Annotated in this window: 24 protein-coding genes and 1 other annotated feature; of the genes, 9 read left to right on the top strand and 15 right to left on the bottom strand. The window is 39.8% G+C overall.

Translation table 11 applies throughout. The features are described from left to right. Positions 1–30: 30 nt before the first annotated feature. Complete coding sequence (locus tag ABE65_RS01895; RefSeq protein WP_066390939.1) at positions 31–777, bottom strand: L,D-transpeptidase family protein; 747 nt, start codon at positions 775–777, stop codon at positions 31–33. Between the two features lie 144 nt (positions 778–921). Here ABE65_RS01895 and ABE65_RS01890 point away from each other — a divergent pair, with 144 nt between their 5' ends. Continuing rightward, positions 922–1491: a GNAT family N-acetyltransferase gene (locus ABE65_RS01890; RefSeq protein WP_231887841.1), complete on the top strand. Its 570-nt coding sequence runs from the start codon at positions 922–924 to the stop codon at positions 1489–1491. A 113-nt stretch (positions 1492–1604) separates the two neighbouring features. Then, positions 1605–1848, top strand: a binding site (T-box leader). Positions 1849–1899: 51 nt separating this feature from the next. Then, on the top strand, positions 1900–3234 hold the full coding sequence (brnQ, locus tag ABE65_RS01885; RefSeq protein ID WP_066390937.1) for a branched-chain amino acid transport system II carrier protein: 1335 nt from the start codon (positions 1900–1902) through the stop codon (positions 3232–3234). Positions 3235–3290: 56 nt separating this feature from the next. Here brnQ and ABE65_RS01880 read toward each other — a convergent pair whose 3' ends face one another. Together ABE65_RS01880 and ABE65_RS01875 are read right to left on the bottom strand one after the other, a co-directional pair. After that, positions 3291–4463, bottom strand: a complete 1173-nt coding sequence (locus ABE65_RS01880; RefSeq protein ID WP_066390936.1) for a toxic anion resistance protein — start codon at positions 4461–4463, stop codon at positions 3291–3293. Next, positions 4450–5115 carry a 5-bromo-4-chloroindolyl phosphate hydrolysis family protein gene (locus ABE65_RS01875; protein WP_066390934.1) on the bottom strand — a complete coding sequence of 222 codons (666 nt, stop codon included), beginning with the start codon at positions 5113–5115 and terminating at the stop codon, positions 4450–4452. Before ABE65_RS01875 ends, ABE65_RS01880 begins: the two co-directional genes overlap by 14 nt. Before the next feature lie 913 nt (positions 5116–6028). Between ABE65_RS01875 and ABE65_RS01870 the strand changes: the two genes are divergently transcribed. Then, positions 6029–7132, top strand: coding sequence for a PRK06851 family protein (locus ABE65_RS01870; protein ID WP_066390933.1), 1104 nt, complete (start codon positions 6029–6031; stop codon positions 7130–7132). Between the two features lie 88 nt (positions 7133–7220). Beyond that, a complete protein-coding gene (locus tag ABE65_RS01865) occupies positions 7221–7673 on the top strand; it encodes an SgcJ/EcaC family oxidoreductase (RefSeq protein ID WP_066390932.1) in 453 nt (150 codons plus the stop codon). A gap of 42 nt (positions 7674–7715) precedes the next feature. Here the strand turns inward: ABE65_RS01865 and ABE65_RS01860 are convergent, their stop codons facing one another. The 5 genes from ABE65_RS01860 to recQ all read right to left on the bottom strand — a co-directional run bounded on the left by ABE65_RS01860 (position 7716) and on the right by recQ (position 12977). Further along, positions 7716–7904: a hypothetical protein gene (locus ABE65_RS01860; RefSeq protein ID WP_066390930.1), complete on the bottom strand. Its 189-nt coding sequence runs from the start codon at positions 7902–7904 to the stop codon at positions 7716–7718. A gap of 211 nt (positions 7905–8115) precedes the next feature. Further along, positions 8116–8955, bottom strand: a complete 840-nt coding sequence (locus ABE65_RS01855; protein ID WP_066399649.1) for a 1,4-dihydroxy-6-naphtoate synthase — start codon at positions 8953–8955, stop codon at positions 8116–8118. Between the two features lie 5 nt (positions 8956–8960). Continuing rightward, entirely contained in the window at positions 8961–9623 is a 663-nt protein-coding gene (locus ABE65_RS01850) for a futalosine hydrolase (RefSeq protein WP_066390929.1), read from the bottom strand. A gap of 19 nt (positions 9624–9642) precedes the next feature. Next, entirely contained in the window at positions 9643–10839 is a 1197-nt protein-coding gene (locus ABE65_RS01845) for a class I SAM-dependent rRNA methyltransferase (RefSeq protein WP_066390928.1), read from the bottom strand. Next, entirely contained in the window at positions 10836–12977 is a 2142-nt protein-coding gene (gene recQ, locus ABE65_RS01840) for a DNA helicase RecQ (protein ID WP_156499099.1), read from the bottom strand. Before recQ ends, ABE65_RS01845 begins: the two co-directional genes overlap by 4 nt. 165 nt (positions 12978–13142) lie before the next feature. Here recQ and ABE65_RS01835 point away from each other — a divergent pair, with 165 nt between their 5' ends. The 5 genes from ABE65_RS01835 to ABE65_RS01815 all read left to right on the top strand — a co-directional run bounded on the left by ABE65_RS01835 (position 13143) and on the right by ABE65_RS01815 (position 16524). After that, positions 13143–13490, top strand: coding sequence for an ASCH domain-containing protein (locus ABE65_RS01835; protein ID WP_066390927.1), 348 nt, complete (start codon positions 13143–13145; stop codon positions 13488–13490). A gap of 11 nt (positions 13491–13501) precedes the next feature. Then, positions 13502–13945 carry a DUF2269 family protein gene (locus ABE65_RS01830; RefSeq protein ID WP_066390926.1) on the top strand — a complete coding sequence of 148 codons (444 nt, stop codon included), beginning with the start codon at positions 13502–13504 and terminating at the stop codon, positions 13943–13945. 301 nt (positions 13946–14246) lie between these two features. Further along, positions 14247–14675: a hypothetical protein gene (locus ABE65_RS01825; RefSeq protein WP_066390924.1), complete on the top strand. Its 429-nt coding sequence runs from the start codon at positions 14247–14249 to the stop codon at positions 14673–14675. 145 nt (positions 14676–14820) lie between these two features. Continuing rightward, positions 14821–15021, top strand: coding sequence for a DUF3311 domain-containing protein (locus tag ABE65_RS01820; RefSeq protein ID WP_066390923.1), 201 nt, complete (start codon positions 14821–14823; stop codon positions 15019–15021). Continuing rightward, positions 15022–16524 carry a sodium:solute symporter family protein gene (locus tag ABE65_RS01815; RefSeq protein ID WP_066390922.1) on the top strand — a complete coding sequence of 501 codons (1503 nt, stop codon included), beginning with the start codon at positions 15022–15024 and terminating at the stop codon, positions 16522–16524. It begins immediately after the preceding gene. Between the two features lie 64 nt (positions 16525–16588). Here ABE65_RS01815 and ABE65_RS01810 read toward each other — a convergent pair whose 3' ends face one another. The 7 genes from ABE65_RS01810 to ABE65_RS01785 form a co-directional block, all read right to left on the bottom strand. After that, on the bottom strand, positions 16589–16930 hold the full coding sequence (locus tag ABE65_RS01810) for a DUF1801 domain-containing protein (protein WP_066390921.1): 342 nt from the start codon (positions 16928–16930) through the stop codon (positions 16589–16591). Further along, entirely contained in the window at positions 16923–17093 is a 171-nt protein-coding gene (locus ABE65_RS21705; RefSeq protein ID WP_156499098.1) for a hypothetical protein, read from the bottom strand. The genes ABE65_RS01810 and ABE65_RS21705 overlap by 8 nt, the downstream gene beginning before the upstream one ends. Before the next feature lie 90 nt (positions 17094–17183). After that, positions 17184–18392 carry an RNA polymerase sigma factor gene (locus ABE65_RS01805; RefSeq protein ID WP_066399643.1) on the bottom strand — a complete coding sequence of 403 codons (1209 nt, stop codon included), beginning with the start codon at positions 18390–18392 and terminating at the stop codon, positions 17184–17186. A gap of 41 nt (positions 18393–18433) precedes the next feature. Next, positions 18434–18868, bottom strand: a complete 435-nt coding sequence (locus tag ABE65_RS01800) for a YciI family protein (RefSeq protein WP_066390920.1) — start codon at positions 18866–18868, stop codon at positions 18434–18436. A gap of 108 nt (positions 18869–18976) precedes the next feature. Continuing rightward, positions 18977–19786: an alpha/beta fold hydrolase gene (locus tag ABE65_RS01795; RefSeq protein WP_066390919.1), complete on the bottom strand. Its 810-nt coding sequence runs from the start codon at positions 19784–19786 to the stop codon at positions 18977–18979. 185 nt (positions 19787–19971) lie between these two features. Next, positions 19972–20415: a hypothetical protein gene (locus tag ABE65_RS01790; protein WP_066390918.1), complete on the bottom strand. Its 444-nt coding sequence runs from the start codon at positions 20413–20415 to the stop codon at positions 19972–19974. Positions 20416–20433: 18 nt separating this feature from the next. Continuing rightward, on the bottom strand, positions 20434–20871 hold the full coding sequence (locus tag ABE65_RS01785) for a LytTR family DNA-binding domain-containing protein (protein ID WP_066390917.1): 438 nt from the start codon (positions 20869–20871) through the stop codon (positions 20434–20436). Positions 20872–20957: the final 86 nt, after the last annotated feature.

Below are 20957 nucleotides of genomic sequence, written 5' to 3'. Positions count from 1 at the left end.
AGCCTCCTTTTCAAGGCTGATTTTCTGAATTTAAAACATCCCTAGCGCTTTCTTAGTCGCTGGACCTACTACGCCATCAACTGTGAGCTTCTTAGCTTTTTGAAATTTACGCACAGCGGCATCTGTATTGGCTCCAAATACACCGTCGACTCCTTTTGTACTATACCCTAAATTCGTAAGTCTTCGTTGAAGCTCCATCACTTCCGCACCACGGCTACCCTTTTTTAAGTTAACGACTGAGAATACAGGAACGGTTGAACTGTTCGTTACTTTATATCCATTCGCTGCTGCTAAAGCAGGGAAGGATTTACCTGAAGTTGTGATCACAACAGGTGTATTAACCGAAATTCTTGCATATAACCATTGCACCTCGTTGTTGTACATACGGATACAGCCTGCACTCACATATTTGCCTATGGAACTTGCATTATTGTTTCCGTGGATGGCATACGTCGTTCCCCATGTTCCATTTGCGTTTAAACCTAACCATCTGTTTCCTAAAGGATTTCGCGGATCTCCACCAGGAATGTTACCTGTATAATAAGGCCGATTTGTGATCTTGTTAACTATTTTAAATTTCCCCTCTGGCGTATAAGAAGGCAGTTTACCCGTTGCCACTTTAAATACCTTCGATAATTTATTATTCTCAAAGTATGCAAGCTGGTTGGTTGATTTATTTATGACGATAAATGATGAAGCTGCTGCCTTTGCTGGTTGAACAAGTAAGAACATGAAACCAAACATCAGTAATGCAATCAGTACCTTTTTCGTATTCATTCCTTCTCTCCTATTCTTTTTTGAAATAACAAATCCTCATATTCTATGCGAGGGTATAGGAGAAGCATTACTACTTTTGTGAAAAATTTAATCAAAAATACATGAATACTAAGCTTGTACGATGAATAGACTGGTAGGTTATATTTGTCTTATACCAATGAACAGGAAGAAGCTGAGAAGATGCATAACGTATACTTAAAAAATAATTTGAAAGTTACTATACGAAAAGCGACTGAGGATGATGCTCAAAATATGATCGATTTCTATAATGTCGTTGGCGGTGAAAGTGATTTTTTATCGTTCGGTGCAAATGAATTTAAACGGGATCTTCATGAATATAAGAATTACATCACTGCAACCTCCAAAGAATCAAACTCCATTATTTTGATTGCCGAAAAAGATTCAACGATTATTGGGATTGCAACGATAAACTCACCTCAAAAAGAAAGAACCAAACATGTTGGAACATTGGGTATAGTTGTTTCTGAAGCATACACAGGTATGGGATTGGGAAGAGGTTTAATGAATGAACTTTTGGAGTGGGCACGTCTAAACGGCATCACAAAAAAGATTAGTCTTGTAACGAATGAAAATAATGTTACGGCGATTGAACTATATAGGAAACTAGGTTTTGAGAAGGAAGGTTTGTTAAAGAACGATAATTTTATTAAAGGAACATATTATAACACCGTTGTTATGGGGCTTCTTTTATAAACTTATTCATATTTCTTTTTGAAACAATTGAACGTCTGCTCGTTCAATTTTTCAATGTTTTCAGAATTTGTGGTTGACTTTAACCTTTTAGGGTGATAAATTTACAAATAATATTAAAGTCAATGACGAGAAAGAGTAAGATTTGATTACTGTTCCCCAGAGAATCGGCGCTTGGTGAAATCCGATGTTCAGTGCTTATCCGAAAATCATCTCCGAGATGCAAAGCTGAAATGTAAGCTTTGACGGGCCGTCCGCCGTTACAAGGGAACACGTATGATTGTACGTTGACTGAGTGCCGCAAGCTTTTCATAAGCTGTGGAATTAGGGTGGTAACGCGAGCGATAACTCGTCCCTTCTATAGGGGCGGGTTTTTTTATGTTTTTAAAACAATAAAAGGAGAGATTACTTATGAGAAAGATGGACACCGTTTTTATTGGACTTATGTTATTTTCAATGTTTTTTGGAGCAGGCAATCTTATTTTCCCTCCATTCTTAGGGGCTGCGGCAGGATCCTCATACTGGCTTGCGATGACTGGATTTATTCTAACTGGTGTAGGACTTCCTTTTGCTGTATTATTTGCCGTTTCCCTCGTAAAAGGAGGCGTTCAAACGATCGGCAATCGTGTTCATCCCGTTTTCAGTACGGTCTTTATGGTCGTTATTTATTTAAGTATCGGACCGTTTCTAGCTATTCCTAGAAATGCAAACGTGGCTTATGAGATGGGACTTAAACCGTTTTTAGGTACTGATTCGAACGCAGCACTCATTCTATTACTGTTTACAGTTACATTTTTCGCGCTCGTTTATGCGGTAAGCTTGAATCCATCAAAAATGGAGAAATATATGGGGCGTTGGATTACTCCTATCCTTCTTTTATCAATGGTTGTGCTCTGCGCAGTAGGATTTTTCAAACTAGATGCTCCCCTTCAATCACCATTAGCTAACTATCAATCTGGAGCGTTTTCTACAGGTTTCATTGAAGGTTACAACACAATGGATGCTCTTGCTGCACTCGCTTTTGGTATCGTCATTCTTACAGCTATTCAACAAAGAGGTGTTCAAGACCGAAAGCAATTAACAAACTACACATTAAAAGCTGGTCTGATTGCAGGAACCTTACTGACACTTGTTTATGTCAGCTTAGGATTAATCGGAGGTAAGATGGCTGCAACAGGTTCTTTTGAAAATGGAACAGACATTCTCGCAGAAGCGTCCACTCTATTATTAGGTAAAAGCGGAACAGCTCTACTAGGCTTTATCTTTACATTAGCTTGTTTTACTACAGTTGTCGGTCTAACAACAGCGTGTGGACAGTACTTTTCAAAACTAATGCCGAGTGTCAGTTATAAAAAAGTTGTCTTACTCGTTACACTCGTGAGCTTCACGCTATCAAACCTTGGACTGAACCAAATTCTTAAAGTTTCAGTGCCCTTTTTAGTTACAGCCTATCCCTTAACAATTGTATTGGTTGTACTTACGTTTTTTAACCGCTTCTTCAAAAACTCAAAGAAAGTGTATGGAAGTGCAGTACTCTTTACTGGTGTATTTGCGCTGATGGATGGCTTAGTGGCATTCGGTGTAGATTTAGGTCCCGTTCAAGTGGTGAAAGATTTCCTTCCTCTATCTTCTATGGGATTACAATGGATTCTTCCCGCCATTGTTGGAACCGCCGTCGGAATGGTGTTAAGTAGCTTTAGCCATGAACGTTCGCCAGTAGATGAGTTAGCAGTCAAGGTTTCTTGAGTTACCATAAAAAAAGAAGGATCTGCCACATTTCAGAGCAGTTCCTTCTTTTCATTTTATTCGCCTTTAATTTCGAGTAGCTTCTGTCTTAAGCCGATTTCCATCGTTGCCAGTTCTTCTTCTGCTAAGCGACGCTTCATGCGACCTTCTTCTTGAATACGCAATGTTTCCTCAAGCGTCGAAAGAAGATTTTCTTGTGTTTTCTTTAACGTTTCAATATCGATCAAACCACGTTCGTTTTCTTTTGCAGTTTCAATCGTATTGGTTTTTAACATCTCAGCATTTTTTAGTAAAAGCTCATTCGTCGTTTTAGAAACTTGTTTTTGAGCTTCTACTGCATTACGCTGTCTAATTAACGTTAATGCAATAGCGACTTGGTTCTTCCACAATGGAATAGCTGTCATGATGGACGACTGTATTTTTTCTACAAGCGCTTGGTTCGTGTTTTGAATGAGTCGGATCTGTGGTGCACTTTGTATCGTTATCTCACGACTTAATTTTAAGTCATGAACCCGCTTATCGAGTCGGTCAGCAAACTGAACCATGTCATTTACTTCTTGAAACTTCATCTGGTCGTTCGTCTGTTCCGCCACTCTTCTCATCTCAGGAATCGTAACCTGGTTTAGCTCATCCAGCTTAAGTTCTCCTGCTGCTATATATACGTTCAACGCTTGAAAGTACTCTTTATTGTTTTCGTACAATTTTTCAAGCATGACGATATCCGACATAAGAACATTCTTGCTTCCGTCTAGCTTTACAGAGATTCTATCAATCTGTGCTCCCGTTTTTTGATACTTTGAAAGTACCTCTTGAACAGACCCTGAAATCTTTCCAAACATTCGGCCGATCAACGTAGGTTTGTTTGATTTTAATTCTTCAGGATTTACATCTTGAAGCTTCCTCATGAGATCTCCAATAATTTCACCGATTTGCCCAGTATCTTTCTTTTTCACATGATCAAGCATCGTGTTCGAAAAGGAATGAAGCTTTGCCTGTGCTGGTGCTCCGTATGTGATCATCGTCTGGTGGTTCGTTGGATCGATCTGTTTCGCCAGCTGATACGCTTTTTCTTTATTTTCTTCTGGAAGTACATCTATTAATCGTACCTGTTTGTTTTCATTCGAGGGCACAGTAGATTCTTGTTGTTCGCCAAAAGGGTTTGCCAACAAGTCATCCATCAGGTTTGTTGGTTCATCAGAATGGTTAAGTGGTGCGTTATTTTCTTTCATTTATATCGCCTGCCTTTTTTATGGATTGGGAGTCTTTGTGGGATTTAATTGAGTACTTCGCTACATCGATCTCATAATGTAGGTCTTCTATATCATTTGACAGTACTTGGTATAAATCCTTTTCGATCTGATCGATCAGTTCGTCGAGTGTTCTTTTCGTTTCTACTAATGATTGTGTTAATTCTTTTGATTTTCTAGGCTGCGAGGATAAAAACATATATTTTTCGGTAAGCTCTACGGCTGAGTCTAAATGAGAAAAATAGAACTGTTCTGCTTGATAAAAACGTCTTGGTTCTTTTTGAGTTAAACTCTGGATCTTTCTGACTACTCGGACCAAATCCGCTCTTTGCTTTAAAGTTGGTAGGTCGCGGACTGAAAACATGGCCTTTTGCAGTCTATAAATCTTAGGTTTTGCTTCGTCTAAGTTTTTTCTGATGTATTTATACTCTCTTCTAGATAGGTGATGTTCACTAAGAAATCTCTGCTTTTGAAGAAGTCCTGTTGCTGTGTATGCGGCAGCTCCACCAGCCACTGCAATGCCTGACGACAAAAGGTAGGTCTGGTCATACCCGATAATACTTGCCAGCCATACTCCTACTGAAGCTGGAATAGCAACAAACATGCGGATAAAAAAAGCTAAAAATCCGTTCATTGTAATCGACTCCTGACATAAACTCTTTACTATTCATACGGATGTAACGGTTTCTGAGTTTCGTTTAAATAAAAAAAGTTCATCTATACTATGTTTCTAGTATTACCTTATCGAAACCTTCCTAAAATAACCATGGCTTTAAGAAGTAATGTGTTCTAAGACTTGAGGCGTATATATAAAAACTCAAAATGGAGTTGATTAATCAAATTTAGGATATAAACAAACAAAGACGCTGAATATGTATACATCACATAAACAGCGCCTTTAGCTTAAAATCACTTTATTCACTTAAACGTTCTTTCCTTTCTTACTAATACACAAATGCTAGTTATTGTCCCTAACTAGACTTCAATTAATTGTTCGTTCAATCAATTGCCTTGCATTAGATCTTATTTTTCCTCTACTTCTGGTAAATTCCCACACGCCCACATGCTGCGAAAATAGTTTTCACCGGCTATTTCCATCTGCAACACGATCTTAGCATGCTTCGCTCACATACGTCATTGGAATCATCCTCTTTCGTCATGTGTATTTGCGCGTTCCCACATACCCACACATCTCGAAATCAGTTTTCACTGGCTGATCTCTACCTGGATGTGATTTGATATGCTTCGCTTACTTATTTCATTGGAATCACGCCTTCCTTTAATTGAAGTAGTGTTTCTTTGTTAACTACATATTAACTCATTCTAAATTTTATTTAAATATTCAGAATAATCAATATTATGTGATTTAGGGTGTATTTATTCCTCTTTTTTAAACCATACTCCTTCATTCGTAAAATTTCTTTTTATTTCATCATATTTCAACAATTTAAATAATAAATGTGTTTTTTAGGCTATCACCTATTCCATCATCGTTACATAACATGCATGTAGAAACACAACTACAAAAAAGAGGAGTGTTTTGAACCTTGACTGGAAAAATTCTAAATTATTATGCTGGCGGCAATACGGCTAGAGGCTTTTACAACTTATTTACATCTAATCTTAGTGGTCTTGATCGCCTATTTATTTTAAAGGGCGGACCTGGTACTGGTAAGTCGACACTCATGAAGGCGGTCGGGGAAAAGTGGAACAATGAAGGCTACGACATCGAGTACATTCATTGCGCTTCAGACAACGGTTCGATTGATGGTGTGATCATCAGAGAACTTGGAATCGGAATTGTCGATGGTACTTCTCCACATGTTATCGAACCAAAAGCCCCTGGAGCGATCGAGGAATATGTAAATTTAGGTGAAGCGTGGGATTCTAAAAAACTTCTGAACAAAAAGGCGGAAATTTTAAAGATAACAGATTCTATTTCTGCTGATTATCAAAAGGCGTATGCCACTTTCCATGATGCGCTCCTCATCCATGATGAATGGGAAGAAATCTATATTATGAACATGAATTATGAAAAAGCTAATGAAATTACAGACGAACTGATGCATCAATTTTTTTCGAAAAAAGTTAATAAAGCCGCAAACGTTTATCACCGCTTTTTAGGAGCAGCCACCCCAAAAGGTGCAGTCGATTTTGTTCCAAACTTAACAGAAGGTCTAGAAAAAAGATTCTTCATTAAGGGAAGGCCGGGATCTGGAAAATCAACACTCCTAAAAAAGTTAGCCGCAAATGCTGAAGCTTCAGGTTATGATGTAGAAATTTATCATTGTGGGTTCGATCCGAACAGTTTGGATATGGTGATCGTAAGAGAGCTCGGTTTTGCGATTTTTGATAGTACAGCACCTCATGAATATTTTCCTGAACGTGAAGGTGACTCCATCATAGACATGTATGAAAAGACGATCAAAAAAGGAACGGATGAAAAATTCTTTGATAATCTAAAAGAAATCAGCGGCCGCTACTCAAAAAAGATGAAAGATGCGATCGGTTATTTAGCAGATGCTAAAAGTAAGCATGATGACTTAGAAAAGATTTATATAGCTGCGATGAATTTTTCAAAGATCGACAAAATCCATAAGAAGATTGATCAGGAGATTGAAAAATTAACTGCTGCACAACAACAAAAATAAGATTTGAAGCAGCTACCATTTTGAGGATGGTGGCTGTTTTGTTATGATGAATAAAAGACAATTTCACATATGGAGGACAGGTTTAGTGATGGAAACAGAACATATAAAAGCTGTTAAGAATCTATATTTTAACTTCATACAAGCATGGAACGAACGGAATTCACGTGCTATGGCTGATCATTTTACTGAAGACGGCGAGATGGTTGGATATGATGGAAGCCAGGCTTTCGGACCTGAAGAGATACATGCTCATCTCGAACCCATTTTTAGCAGCTTTCCTACCCCACCTTATTACGCAAAAGTGAAGAACGTCTCCTTCTTAAGTGAAGATGCTGTTATAGTTCGTGCAATTGCCGGGATGATACCCGTAGGAAAGACAGAACTATCTCCGGAACTGAACACGCATCATACGGTGATTGCAGTTAGAGTTGAGGATAAATGGTTCATTAAACTTTTTCAAAACACACCTGCTCAATTTCACGGACGTCCTGAACTTTTAGATCAGATGACGGAAGAGCTTCGTGCTTTGCTTCCTAAATAAAAACAAGGAAACCCGCTTTAGTTTAAGCGGGTTTCTTCATGTCTATTTTCTTAAAATTTCTTTGAGCCCTTTATAGATCAATACGGCTCCAAAAACAAGAACAGTTAAGATTGCGATAATTTTAACAGCTGGACCGAATGCAGCTAAAAACGTGCCGCCTAGTGGAAGTGCAAGTAGAAAATAGCCAGCTAACAAAGCCCCAATGAGTGTTAATACATTTGTATTAGACATATTGCGCCTCCTTATAACAGTTTTTCTTCTCGTTATAAGGTATGCGCGGGTTCAGAGAGTGGTTAATTCTACATTATGCAGGTTTTATTAGGTAATCTGTCCAATCTAGGAGTTAATCTGTCCAATGTTCACTTTAATCTGTCCGATTCCCAAGATAATCTGTCCAAAGTCCCTAATAATCTGTCCAATCTAAGAATTAATTTGTCCATTCTTAACTCTTCAATAGTTTCGTATAATCCTTCTTCGGCACGATGCCTTCTTCTCCAGCACGGTTCAATAGAGTTGTAATCGCCTCGAAGCCCTTGTCTCCAAGATCAGCCGTAAAATCATTCACATACAGATCAATATGGGATTTCGCAACGTCCTCTGAGAGTTCGCTCGCGTGCTGCATCACATAATCTCTAGATGCCTCAGGATTACGCCACGCATACTCTACTGATTCACGAATCCACCCTGTAATAGACTCTAAATCTAGTGAACGACGTGCGATGATCGCTCCGAGTGGGATGGGCAGACCCGTATCTTCTTCCCACCAGCTACCCATATCAGCCAACAGATTCAATCCGTAATTTTGATACGTAAAGCGTGCTTCATGGATGACAAGACCGGCATCAATCTTGCCGTCTTTTACAGCAGGCATGATCTCATTAAACGGCATAACGATAATCTCGCCTACTCCGCCTGGTACATTTTGAGCCGCCCATAAACGGAACAGCATGTATGCGGTAGAGCGTTCACTCGGAACGGCCACTTTTGCTCCTGATAGCATGTCTGGTGTAACTTCACCTGACTTTTTCACAAGAACTAACGGACCACATCCACGACCGAGCGCCCCTCCGCATGGAAGTAGAGCATATTTGTCCAAAACATAAGGAAGCGCTGCGTATGAGATTTTCAAGATATCAAGTTCATCTGACTCAGCAGCTAAGCCGTTTGTAATATCAATATCTGCATATGTAACATCAAATTCTGGAGCCCCAGAAACAAGACCATGAACCAATGCATGAAAAACAAACGTATCATTGGGACAAGGTGAAAACGCAATACTCATTTTACTCATAACAAAACCTCCGCGATAACTTTACTAGCTCTCTCTAGTGTAGCGAACGCTTCCTTCATACGCCAAGCAAAACGATCTCGCGGACCGATTGGATTTGATATGGAACGAATCTCAAGTACCGGCTTTCCAAATTCTTGTGCCGCTAGCGCTACACCATAGCCTTCCATCGCTTCTGCTACAGCATCAGGTTCTCGATCCTGAAGACTTTTCGTAGTTTCAGCAGTTCCTGTCACAGTAGAGAGCGTTAGAACGTGACCGAGTTGAACAGGCACACTTGCGAGCTTTAGTGACGTTAAACAGTGCATGACCAGTTCGCTGTCTGCTTTTATGCGCGTTGAAGCACCAAAACCTAGCTCATCCAAACTGATGAATTTTTCAGGAGATTCTGCCCCAAGATCTCCTGAAATGATCTCATCTGCAATGACTAATGTTCCAACAGCTGCTTTATCCTGAAAACCACCAGCAATACCCATGTTGATTACAACGTCATAGTCTTTCGTTAATAAAGCTTTTGTGGTTTGAATACCCGCTGAGATCGGACCAACTCCAGCTAATACCACATCAATCGAAGGCGTTTGCCCAATTCCTTTTAAGATCGCTTCTTTTTCAGCAGCTACAGAAGTCATAATTAAAATACGGCGTTCGTTATTCATCGACATGAAGATCCCCTTTCGCCGGTTAGCTTAATTTTTCAATGAACACTACTTTTAAATAGTTACCCTCTTTGAACTCTTTGTGAGTTTTAAAATCTTGTGGAAGCTTAAACTCTTCCAAAATGTTATATGTGCCACCCGTTTGTTTAAAAGCTGATGCTATCATCTCTTTAAACTTTTTCATCCCAAACGTAGAACAGTTAGAAGAAGCTACGATTACACCGTTTCTTTCTGTAATCTGAATCGCTTGTGCTAACAGATCAGGATAATCTTTCCCAGCACTGAACGTATGTTTCTTTGAACGCGCAAAGCTAGGGGGATCTAGAATAACAAGGTCAAATGAAAGCTCTTTACGGACGGCATATTTAAAGTAGTTGAACACATCTTCTACGATGATGTCGTGGTCCTCATAGTCCAGACCGTTCACACTGAACTGTTCTTGCGTCTTGCTTCGGCTTCTGTTCGCTAAGTCAACGCTTGTCGTTTTCAGAGCTCCACCAAGAGCGGCCGCAACTGAGAACGCACCAGTATAAGAGAATGTGTTCAGAACTGTTTTCCCTTTCGCATATTGATCACGGATCGTCTTTCGCACGTCACGCTGATCCAAGAACACGCCTACCATCGCACCATCATTCAGATATACTGCAAAGTGGATGCCGTTCTCTCTCACGATCAGTGGACTTGGCGCTTGTTCACCTTCAACAAAATCGTCATCATCAATATATTTTCCTTTTACAGCAAAACGCTTCTTCTCGTAGATGCCTTTTACTTTAACAAGCTCTTTAAGAGAAGCGATTACTTCATCCTTAAAGGAGTAGATGCCTTCACTATACCAAGTTAGAACGTAGTAGCCGTTATAATGGTCGATCGTCAGCCCACCGATTCCGTCTCCCTCGCCGTTAAAAACGCGGAATGCCGTCGTTTCATAATTGTTAAAAAGATCTTGGCGATGGTTAATCGCTTTTTTTATTTTCTTTTCAAAAAATTCTTGATCGATGAGTTCTTGTGAATTTTGCGTGAGTACCCATCCACGACCTTTGTTTTGTTTACCGTAATATCCCTTACCGAGGAACACATTCTTTTCATCAAACAGTTCAATGATCGTTCCTTCTTCTTTAACGTTGCTTATATTTTGTACAGCATCTTCCGTGATCAATGGAAAGCCTGTTTTTAACCCCTTCACATAAGAAGGTTTTACTTTTAATCGGACATTCTTCTTCATCTTGTCACCCGTTTCTTATTTTCGTTTTGCAGCAAGTAAACTTTAATCATAAAGTAACTTACTTCTTCAGGAAGTAATTCTTTGATCGGCTTTAACTTTTCTCCGCCGGCTTGTTGAATGGCATGTTCAATTTTTGAGACATATTCTTCTGGAATAAGGTCCTCCATCTGAACATCCATTCCTTCTTGCATGCATTGAATAAGGTGATTCTCAACCGTACTTAATGCTAACTTTCGGTCTTCAGCAATCTCACCGACTGACATTTTCTCTTTATAGAGAGTGTATGTTTCAAGATGAGAATCAGGCGTTGTCTTTTTCGCAGGTGCTTTTACGACTGTGCTTTGATCCATACTCTCTCTTCGCTCAGGATGTTCAGTTAAATAATTTGAAATGGCAGAAATAAACCGCTCTCCGTACTTTTCTAGCTTATTCTGACCAACACCCGTCACACTCAAAAAATCAGTCCTTGACTCAGGCAGTTTCACGCACATATCTTTTAATGCCGTATCTGCGAAAATAACGAACGGTGGAACGTTTTCTTGATCAGCTATTGTTTTACGTACGATTCGAAGCTCTTCAAATAACGGATCATCTGCAGCCACTTGTTTCGTTACGACCGCTTCTTTACGCATGATCTGTTCTTTTCCGAGCAGGATGTCTTTCCCTTTTTCTTTTATATAAAGTGTTGGGAATGTACCATGTTCAACAGCAATGATTTCTTGTGAGATGAAAAACTCAATAAGGTCTGTTACTTCTTTCGTGCTTTTATCTTTCAGCATGCCGTAAGTCGGCAGCTTATTAAATCGCATCTCTAACACTTTTTTATTTTTGGAACCAGTCAGTACTTGTGCGATCAAAGTTTTTCCAAAACGCTTCTGCCCCATTCTCACGATACAGGACAATACGATCTGCGCTTCTCTTGTCACATCGATGCTATCGCGATTATCCGTACAGTTGCCGCACCGGCCACATGGTGGTATTTCCTCGTCACTAAAATAACGGACGATGGATTGCTGCAAACAGCTTTCTGTATAGCAATAGTCCACCATGAGTTGAAGCTTCTCCAGCTCTTGCGCCATACGATCCTGTTCACTAGACTGATCGATCAGAAAACGCTGGACTTGAACATCTTGAGAGGAATACAGCAGGATACATTCACTTTGAAGTCCATCACGGCCAGCACGACCCGCTTCTTGATAATAACTCTCCATGTTTTTAGGTAACTGAAAATGGATAACATATCTGATATTCGATTTATCGATACCCATCCCAAACGCAGAAGTAGCCACCATAACAGATGATTCATCTTGAAGAAATTGTTCTTGTTGTTCCATTCGCTCGTTGTCATTCATCCCTGCATGATACCGTGAAACGTTGATACCGCTTTTTTGGAGTGTCTCAAATAGCTGATCAACCGTCTTACGTGTTGCTGCGTATATGATTCCCGCTTCTTTCTCGTTCTTTTTCAGAAAATCTTTTAAATAAGAAAGACGATCTTGTCCCTTTATCACGGAAAAGGATAAATTTTCACGTTCAAATCCTGTTAATACCGTTTTGTTCTCATCAATATCCAGCGACCAACAGATGTCCTGACGAACGCGTGGTGTAGCTGTTGCCGTTAATGCCAGTACGACCGGACGATTAGGCAGATTTCCGACCATTCTTTGAATGCGTTGGTAGCTCGGTCTGAAATCGTGACCCCATTGCGAGATACAGTGTGCTTCATCTACCGCGATCAAAGGGATATCGATCTGGCGCAAATGATCCATAAAGTCATAAGATTCAAGGCGTTCTGGTGCAATATATAAAAGTTTATACTCACCGCTTTTAGCCTTTTCAATTCGTTCCCTCGCCTCTGCTGCTGTAAGTGAAGAATTGATGAAGGCTGCGGAAATACCTAACTGCAATAATGTATCAACCTGATCTTTCATTAATGAAATTAAAGGAGAAATAACAATTGTTGTTCCTTCAAAAACAAGGGCAGGTATTTGATAGCAAATCGATTTCCCGCCACCTGTAGGCATAACACAGAGTGTATCGTCACCCGCTAAAACCGATTGTATCGCTTGCTCTTGTCCGTTCCGGAATGAAGAATAACCGTAATGCAAATTTAGCATTTGCTTTGCTTTTTCTATCAAAACTTAAATTAGCCTCCCTCAGGTAGAGTCATCTCTTGATTATAAAGGTACTGACTCCACATAGCAAAGACACATCTTACCGTTTTCTTCCGATAAAATAGACAGACTCTCTTTTTAAATGTGATACATTAGGAATTGGAGAAATGAAAAAAGGAGTTTTTACATATGACAAATCATGAAAATACCAATTTACCACCAAAAACTTGTACGATTGAAAGACTCGTAACGATGCCAGCTGATGTTGCAAAAGTTCTGGAAGGTAAAAAAACGGCTACTCGTCGTAACGGACGTTATGCAGACATTGGGGAGATTATGGAGTTAGAAGGCCATTCGTTCGTAGTGAACAATGTTTACCGCCAATCTCTTGGAGAACTAACCGATCAACACGCACAAGACGAAGGATTCGCAACCGTAGAAGAGTATAAGAATGCTATCCTTTCCTACCACCCAGGTATGCCGTGGCTTCCTCATATGCAAGTATGGGTTCACGAATTCACTCCTGTTAAAGGTTAACTTGCAACTAAATGGAAGTTTGGTATCACGTTATCTTGTATATCCATATTTTAAGCGTGATCATTTCTGTCGGACCTTTCTTTATTCTGTTTCCACTGATTAAAAAGCTAAGAACGGCAAGTGGAGATGAGATGCAGGCCCACCTTGGCACGTTTCGGTTTGTCGTTTGGCTCGCTAAACATGCTGGTCACGTTCTAGTCTTATCAGGTTTATTACTTGTATTTACCGGGCCATGGACGTGGGATACACCGTGGATTCTTATGACTCTAATCGTACTGTTCTGCTCGCTTTTCTTTTTAGCGCGCGCCTTTTCACCTACACTTCGTAAGTTTGATGATGAAACGCAGGATAAGGCGTCGCTAGCTCAGAAACTGCAGCGTGCCGTCTGGATTTACCTTGGATTGTTGATGATCATGCTGTGGTTTATGGTAGGAAAGCCATATTTGTGGTTTTAATAAATTGGAGAAGCTGCTCCCTTTTAAAGGGTGCGGCTTTTTTTACGTGGCGTCCATTTGGAGTGGACAAATTTAGCTTGGCAGACTAAAAATGTGGATTGGAGCCTAAAACTCGTGGATTGAACACCTAAACTTTTGGATTCAGCATGCATATTTCTGGATTGGAAAGCTATTTTTGTGGATTCATTTTCATAGCGTCCAGCTGGCAAAGAAATAGGGATTTATGTAAGAAGAAATTTGCCTTTCTGTATAGAATAAACTATGTATGAAACTCCATTTTCCGAACAGGAGGCACATTATCATGGATTTACATCCGATCACAGTCATCGAAATCATGTTCACCGTAACTTTGATCAGCATACTTTTCATTATTGCTTTCTTCATTCCTAAAACTAAGCGAAAAATTGGCTTATACACAGCCACTATCATTACAGCTCTCGTTTTACTATTTTTCATTATACGTCCATTTTGGATCAACTATCATGTCTCCGTAAAAAAAGAACAGCTCACTCTATATTTAGAGAAACAATTTCCTAATGAAAAGTGGCAGATTACTCAAAACATCGGACGGCAATACAATCCTTATACCTTTTTAGTAGAGTTTCATAACGAGAAAGGTTGGAAGTATCACTATTATGTAAAGAATGCAGACCACATTAGGCAGCACGGTCTTAGCATGCCGGATGGTGTTGAACAAATGGAGGGTAAACATGAGCGAAATGATTGGTAAAACAAAAGTTTGAAACCTCTTTCATTATCTAATAATATTAAATATTTTAAAAATTTATATAATTCCCCTTGTCCCTCACTTTCTAAGCTGTTATGATTGTGAACATTATATTTCTAAAAAACACCACAGAAGGGACACATGCAGCATGAAGAAATTATTATTAATCCTATTGATTTCCGCTCCATTTATTGCACAACTGGTCGTTTTACCGTTCGTAAACAGGATCGATCCTATCATTTTCGGACTACCGTTTCTTCAGTTTTGGTTGTTTTTGTGGATTGTTCTAACTCCTTTTTGCACATTAGGAATCTATCAACTACAGAAATCAGAAGGGAGCCTGGATTAAATGCAGCAAGGTAATCTTACAGCACTATCTATCACGATTTTTGTTATCTTAACGGTTGTCTTAATCGGGTTTCTCGCCGGTAGAGACAAAGCTACACGTAGTTCTGTTGAAGAATGGTCTGTCGGCGGAAGACGCTTTGGCGGTCTACTCGTTTGGTTTCTAGTCGGTGCCGACCTTTACACAGCTTATACGTTCCTAGGTTTAACGAGTACCGCTTACACAGCTGGTAGTCTCGCATTCTTCGCGATTCCCTACTCGGTTCTGGCCTATTTTATCTCTTATTTTTTCCTTCCGAAGTTATGGAAAGTGGCTAATGAGCATAAGCTAACTACTCTAGCAGACTATGCTCGCGAACGTTTTGACTCTAAGCTATTATCTTCACTCATCGCCATCGTCGGCGTACTCATGCTGATTCCGTATATCTGTTTGCAGCTGAGTGGTATTCAAGATACGCTTCAAGTTGCTGGGACAGGCTTTATCAATGTAAAAGTGGTCGTGATCACCTCTTTCTTGCTTGTTGCACTGTATACATTTTTCAGTGGGATCAAAGGACCGACTTATACTGCAATCATTAAAGATGTTCTAGTGTGGGCAATCATGTTGTTCATGGTTGTTTCTCTTCCAATCATGCACTTTGGCGGTTGGAATCCTATGGTTGATAAAATCGTAACGGAAGCTCCTCACCTCTTAACGATTCCAGAGTCTGGGCCAAAAGGTGTTACATGGTTCATTACAGCAGCTTTTGTATCATCGCTTGCTCTTTTTATGTGGGCACATGCGGCAACAGGTGTTTTCACAGCAAAAAGTGCGGATGCCATTCGAAAAAATGCATTATTTCTACCGCTCTATAATATCGTTTTAATTCTTGTTGTTTTCCTTGGATTCATTGCTTTTCTTGTTTTACCAGATGGAACGGATCCAAGGTTTGCTCTTCTGGCATTAATTCAAACGTCTTACGGAGGAATTGGTCAGGGATTAGCGTACTCAACAATCGCACTCGCTTCACTCATTCCTTGTTCCATCATGGCGATTGGTGCATCCAACTTATTTGCGAACAACATCTATCGCGACCTGATCAATCCGAAGGTAAAAGGTGCGAAACTAACAATGATCACTCGTGGCATGGTATTCGTTGTAATCGGGCTCGCACTATTGTTTGGTCTTGTGTTTCCGCAAGCTCTTGTTTCCCTGCAGTTGCTTGGTGTATCCGGAATGGTACAGATTTTCCCTGCAATCGTTATCAGCTTGTTCTGGAGAAATCAGTCGAGAGAAGCTACCATTATCGGTTTACTTGTTGGACTCGCTGTTACATTCACGGTTTATTCAACAGGTACAAGTCTTGGAATCTATGAAGGCTTCTGGGGATTGATGGCTAACTTTGTAACGGTAGTTGGGTTGAACCCTCTCTTCGTGAAAAAAGCGAAGCATTCATCAAACGCTGTAAAAAATTACTTGTTTGATCAGTCATCAAAAGAACAACAACTTGTACGAAAAGGTGCATAATTTTTACTCCACAAAAAAAGCTTGAGTCCAAAATCTTTGGACTCAAGCTTTTTTAATGAACAAATCATAAAGAACTCGAAGCTTCTTTGACAAAAGAAATAAGTTGTTTGGAATCAAACATGTCACCTTTACGCAGCTTAATGGTTTTACGTTCTGGTGGACCACTGAATAAACTTTCTGGAAGTTTTAATGAGTTTGCATTGAAGATTGTAAAGCTTACAGCATCTTTGGATGTTGAGATCACAGCAGCATATTTTCCGTTTTTTAAGAAGTGGGGCTTTTTATATTGAATCCGCTCATGCACTTCAGGTATCGCCTGGTGAACAACTCCGCGTAGATTCGTAGATAACTCTACCTGCCAGGATTCTTTTAATTCGTCAATAAATTGGGTCACATCGTTATTCATCGTTTACGGTCTCCCTTATTTTTGTCCTATCTGCCTTTTGTAGCATATATATATGTTCTTCTAAGTCCTTTTTAAGACTTTCGTTACTTGGACTCGAAAGTGCCGGCTTTCGACGTAAGGAATGATGGCCTTTTCGTTTTACTTTACCTCTCAGATATTGCATCCATCGTTTCCTCCTTGGATTGTGATTAGCTTTCCTACCTTTACTACGAAACTGAACATCTATAATCTACTAGGCTTAAAAGTAGTTTGTTCAAGACTCACATTCTTTTGCTCTGGACATCAGAAGGCTTTTCTCTTTTTCATTCTTAGTCATAGATACAGCGCGTTTAAATTCTATACGAGCGTCATCCGTTCTTCCTAATTTAAAAAGAAGATCTCCACGCACGCTATATAGAAGATGATACTCCTGTAAAGAAGGCTCCATGAGTAGTTCATCTACAAGCTGAAGGCCAAAGGAAGGACCAAACGCCATTGAAATGGCAACAGCGTGATTTAATTCAACAATTGGTGAAGGAGATACCCTGTATAACGCCTCATATAGCGCAGCTATTTTTACCCAGTTCGTTTCTTCTACTGAAACTGCCTCTGCATGACAAGCAGAGATTTTCGCTTGAATCGCATATTGCCCGAGTGGTACACCTACCCTTTCACTTCGCTCGAGTGCCGCTAATCCACGACGAATAAGTAAACGATCCCATTGTGCTCGATTTTGGTCCATGAGTAAGATTGGTTCCCCTTTTGCATTTACCCTAGTCTTCAACCGTGAAGATTGTAGTTCCATTAATGCGACTAGCCCGTGTACTTCTGATTCACTTTGGGCAATCTCAGCTAAAACCCGCCCTAATCTCAATGCCTCCTGACACAGTAAAGGACGAACCCAATGATCGCCTGATGTTGCTGCATACCCTTCGTTATACATCAGATAAATAACTTCAAGCACTGTTGATAGCCGCTCTTTTCGGTCCTCTTTTGCTGGAACTTCAAAAGGAACATTTTCAGATCTCAGTGTCCTTTTGGCACGTACAATTCGTTGCGCTACAGTAGATTCTGACAGAAGAAAAGAACGGGCAATCTCATCAGTAGTTAAACCACATAACAAACGAAGCGTAAGTGCAACCCTTGCCTCTTGCGATAATACGGGATGACAGGTCATGAAAATCAAACGAAGAAGTTCATCTCCAATCTCTTCGTTTACTACTAGATCAACATCTTCTTCCGTATACAAATCTGTTCCTCTAGCAATTTCGGTATATTTTTGATCACGTTTTTTTGTACGCCTTATTAAATCAATCGCACGACGTTTGGCCACAGTCATCAGCCATGCGCCCGGATTATCTGGGATACCGATATTCGGCCATTTTTCTAATGCGACGATTAATGCATCATGTGCAATATCTTCAGCGATACCAACATCTCGCAGCAAGTGCGTTAAGCTTGCGATCAACTTCGCAGATTCCATTCTCCATATCTCTTCGATCGCTCGATTTACATCGACCACTGTCACGCTTTTTGTTGCTCCTCAGCTTTTTTTCGAAGTTCTCTTTCTTTCATTAAATGAATGGGGTTTTCCATAATTTCCTCCGCCTCAAAAACCTGCCTCAGTTCAATCTCACCATGCCCAAATCCATGTGGATCCGGCATGCGCAGAGCCCATTGAATGGCTTCTTCTCTTGACTTCACTTCAATAAGTGTATAGCCTGCAATCAGTTCTTTTACTTCTGTAAACGGACCATCAACCACTTTGGCCCGACCGCCCTGCTCCGGGTAAGAAATTCGTAACCCACTTGAACTAGGTTGTAGGCCGTCTGCAGCCAGAAGTACACCCGCCTTTACTAATTCCTCGTTATATTTTTGCATGGCATCTATTAATTCCTGACTCGGCATGACCCCCGCCTCTGAATCTGCAGTCGCTTTAACGATCATCATAAATCTCATGTTTAGTTGCCTCCTCATTTTTGACTCTTCAATTTAATGATCTGCACGATAAATCTATAAAAAGGTTTCGGTATTTGTAAAATAAATCCTCTCGTGATTTCCTCTAGTTTATACTGCCGAAAAAAATGAGATGAGCTCAGAAGAAATACTTTTAACGTTAAGCTGTTTCGTATGTCCAAGCCCCTTCTTACTTATTAATTCAGCATTAGGAAGCACTTTTACTAAAGCATCTGCTCCGTCACGAAGCATTAAAGGACTTTCTGTACCTTTAAGTACAAGTGTTGGTACTGTAACGTTATTCCAAAGATCCTCAGGCAATGACTTTCCTTCCATATACCCCTCTAATAATGCTGCATCGTACGGAAGGGTATGTGCAACCGCCATAAGATTAGACCAAACACCAGGCATCATACGCATCATAGTTACAATGAATGAAGGAGCCCCCATGCCCTTGGTCATGAAATATTTAATCGTATCCGCACTGCGGTCATCAGCAATAAGTTCACTAACCTTTTTTGAAAAATCACTTGGTGGTACATGATCTGTGTCATTTACGATAAATGGTGGTTCGTGAAGCGCTAATTTTGTAATGCTTGCTCCATAAGCAGCAGCTTGTAAAGCAAGAACTGCCCCAGATGATAATCCCCAAACATATGATACTCCTCCTGCTTCTGAAATCATTGCATCAAGATCTTCGTACTCTCGTGCAGGTTCATAAAATACTGTGTCACCGCTATCCCCACGACCACGTCGGTCGTAATTGTAAACTGTAAATTGGTCTGATAATAATTTCGCAAGTTTAACCATGCCAGGAAACTTTCGATAACTAAATGCGCCTCCGACTAAGATGAGTGAAGGTCCATTTCCTATCTTGTCATAAACAATTTTTGTTCCATCCTTTGACATTACAGTTTTCATATGAATCTCTCCTAAGCATTTTTAGTTGTTTTTAAGTTGATTTACTTATACGACGAAGAGGAGACAATAATATCGACACACTTTTTTAATACTTTTCAGTTTTTTTACAGAAAAGAATAATCGCAACGAAGTCGCTGCGATTATGATTGTTACCACACTATACTCTTTTTACAACTTCTTAAAAGCTAGCGAAGTTGATTCTGCTCTCGATAATGCTGCATCTTCTGATTGAATTGAAATCCTAGCACTTTAAAATAGATGGTGAATCCAAGTATGCCGCCCAGATAAAGAATGTGAAAAAGAATCAGCATCATATAAGATGTTTTACTTCCCCACTCGAACCAGTTAAATACTTGGGACATCCCTATTAAAACGAAGCCGAGAATAAAATATTGCAAGATCAGTTTCCAACTATTTGTTAACTTCACTTTAGTGTCCTCAGTCCAAAATAAGTAATGCAAACCAGTAACCAGAATACTGATAAAAAAGATTTGAACGATCATCTCGAAGGAAATCTCCCTTGTTCCGAGCATATAGCCGAACACAACATAAATGATGATTCCTCCCGAAAAGAATAAACTCATAATCGTTTTAAATTCTACCGTATACGCCATAATTTTTTTAAACATATCATCGCCTCCTTCAATTTAAAAACCTAACTTTTCCTTTAAAACAGGCACATACTGACGGGACACTAATAGGTTCTCTCCGTTCTCCATCTTCACTTCTAGCCTGCCCCCAATTCGCGGGGAGATGGAATGTAATCGATCGAGATTCAATATACTTGCTTTTGTAGCACGAAAAAAATTCACATCACCGAACAGCTCTTCAATTTGATACAACCTTAATGACACCTCATAGACCGATTTTTCGGTATAAGCAAATGTCTTTTTATCAACTGACTCAAAATAATAAATATCATTTGGTAAAAGGAGATAGACTTTTCCATCTTTTGTACCCAATACTTTTCTTTCAAGGGACCTCAACGAAGTTAGAACTTTTATAACTTCATCATTTAACATTTTGCATTTCACAATGATCTCCAAGCCTTCATGATCATCACTTTCATGTATTGTAAGCTTCATTTCACGCCCCCTTTATATGTTTCACTTTATTTTTAACCAGTATATGTCATGATTTTCTCATCGTAAATCCACTTCTGACCAACCTG

Origin of the sequence: Fictibacillus phosphorivorans (assembly GCF_001629705.1) — a bacterium.
GTDB lineage: Bacteria > Bacillota > Bacilli > Bacillales > Fictibacillaceae > Fictibacillus > Fictibacillus phosphorivorans_A.
This window is presented reverse-complemented; position numbering and strand designations above follow the sequence as displayed.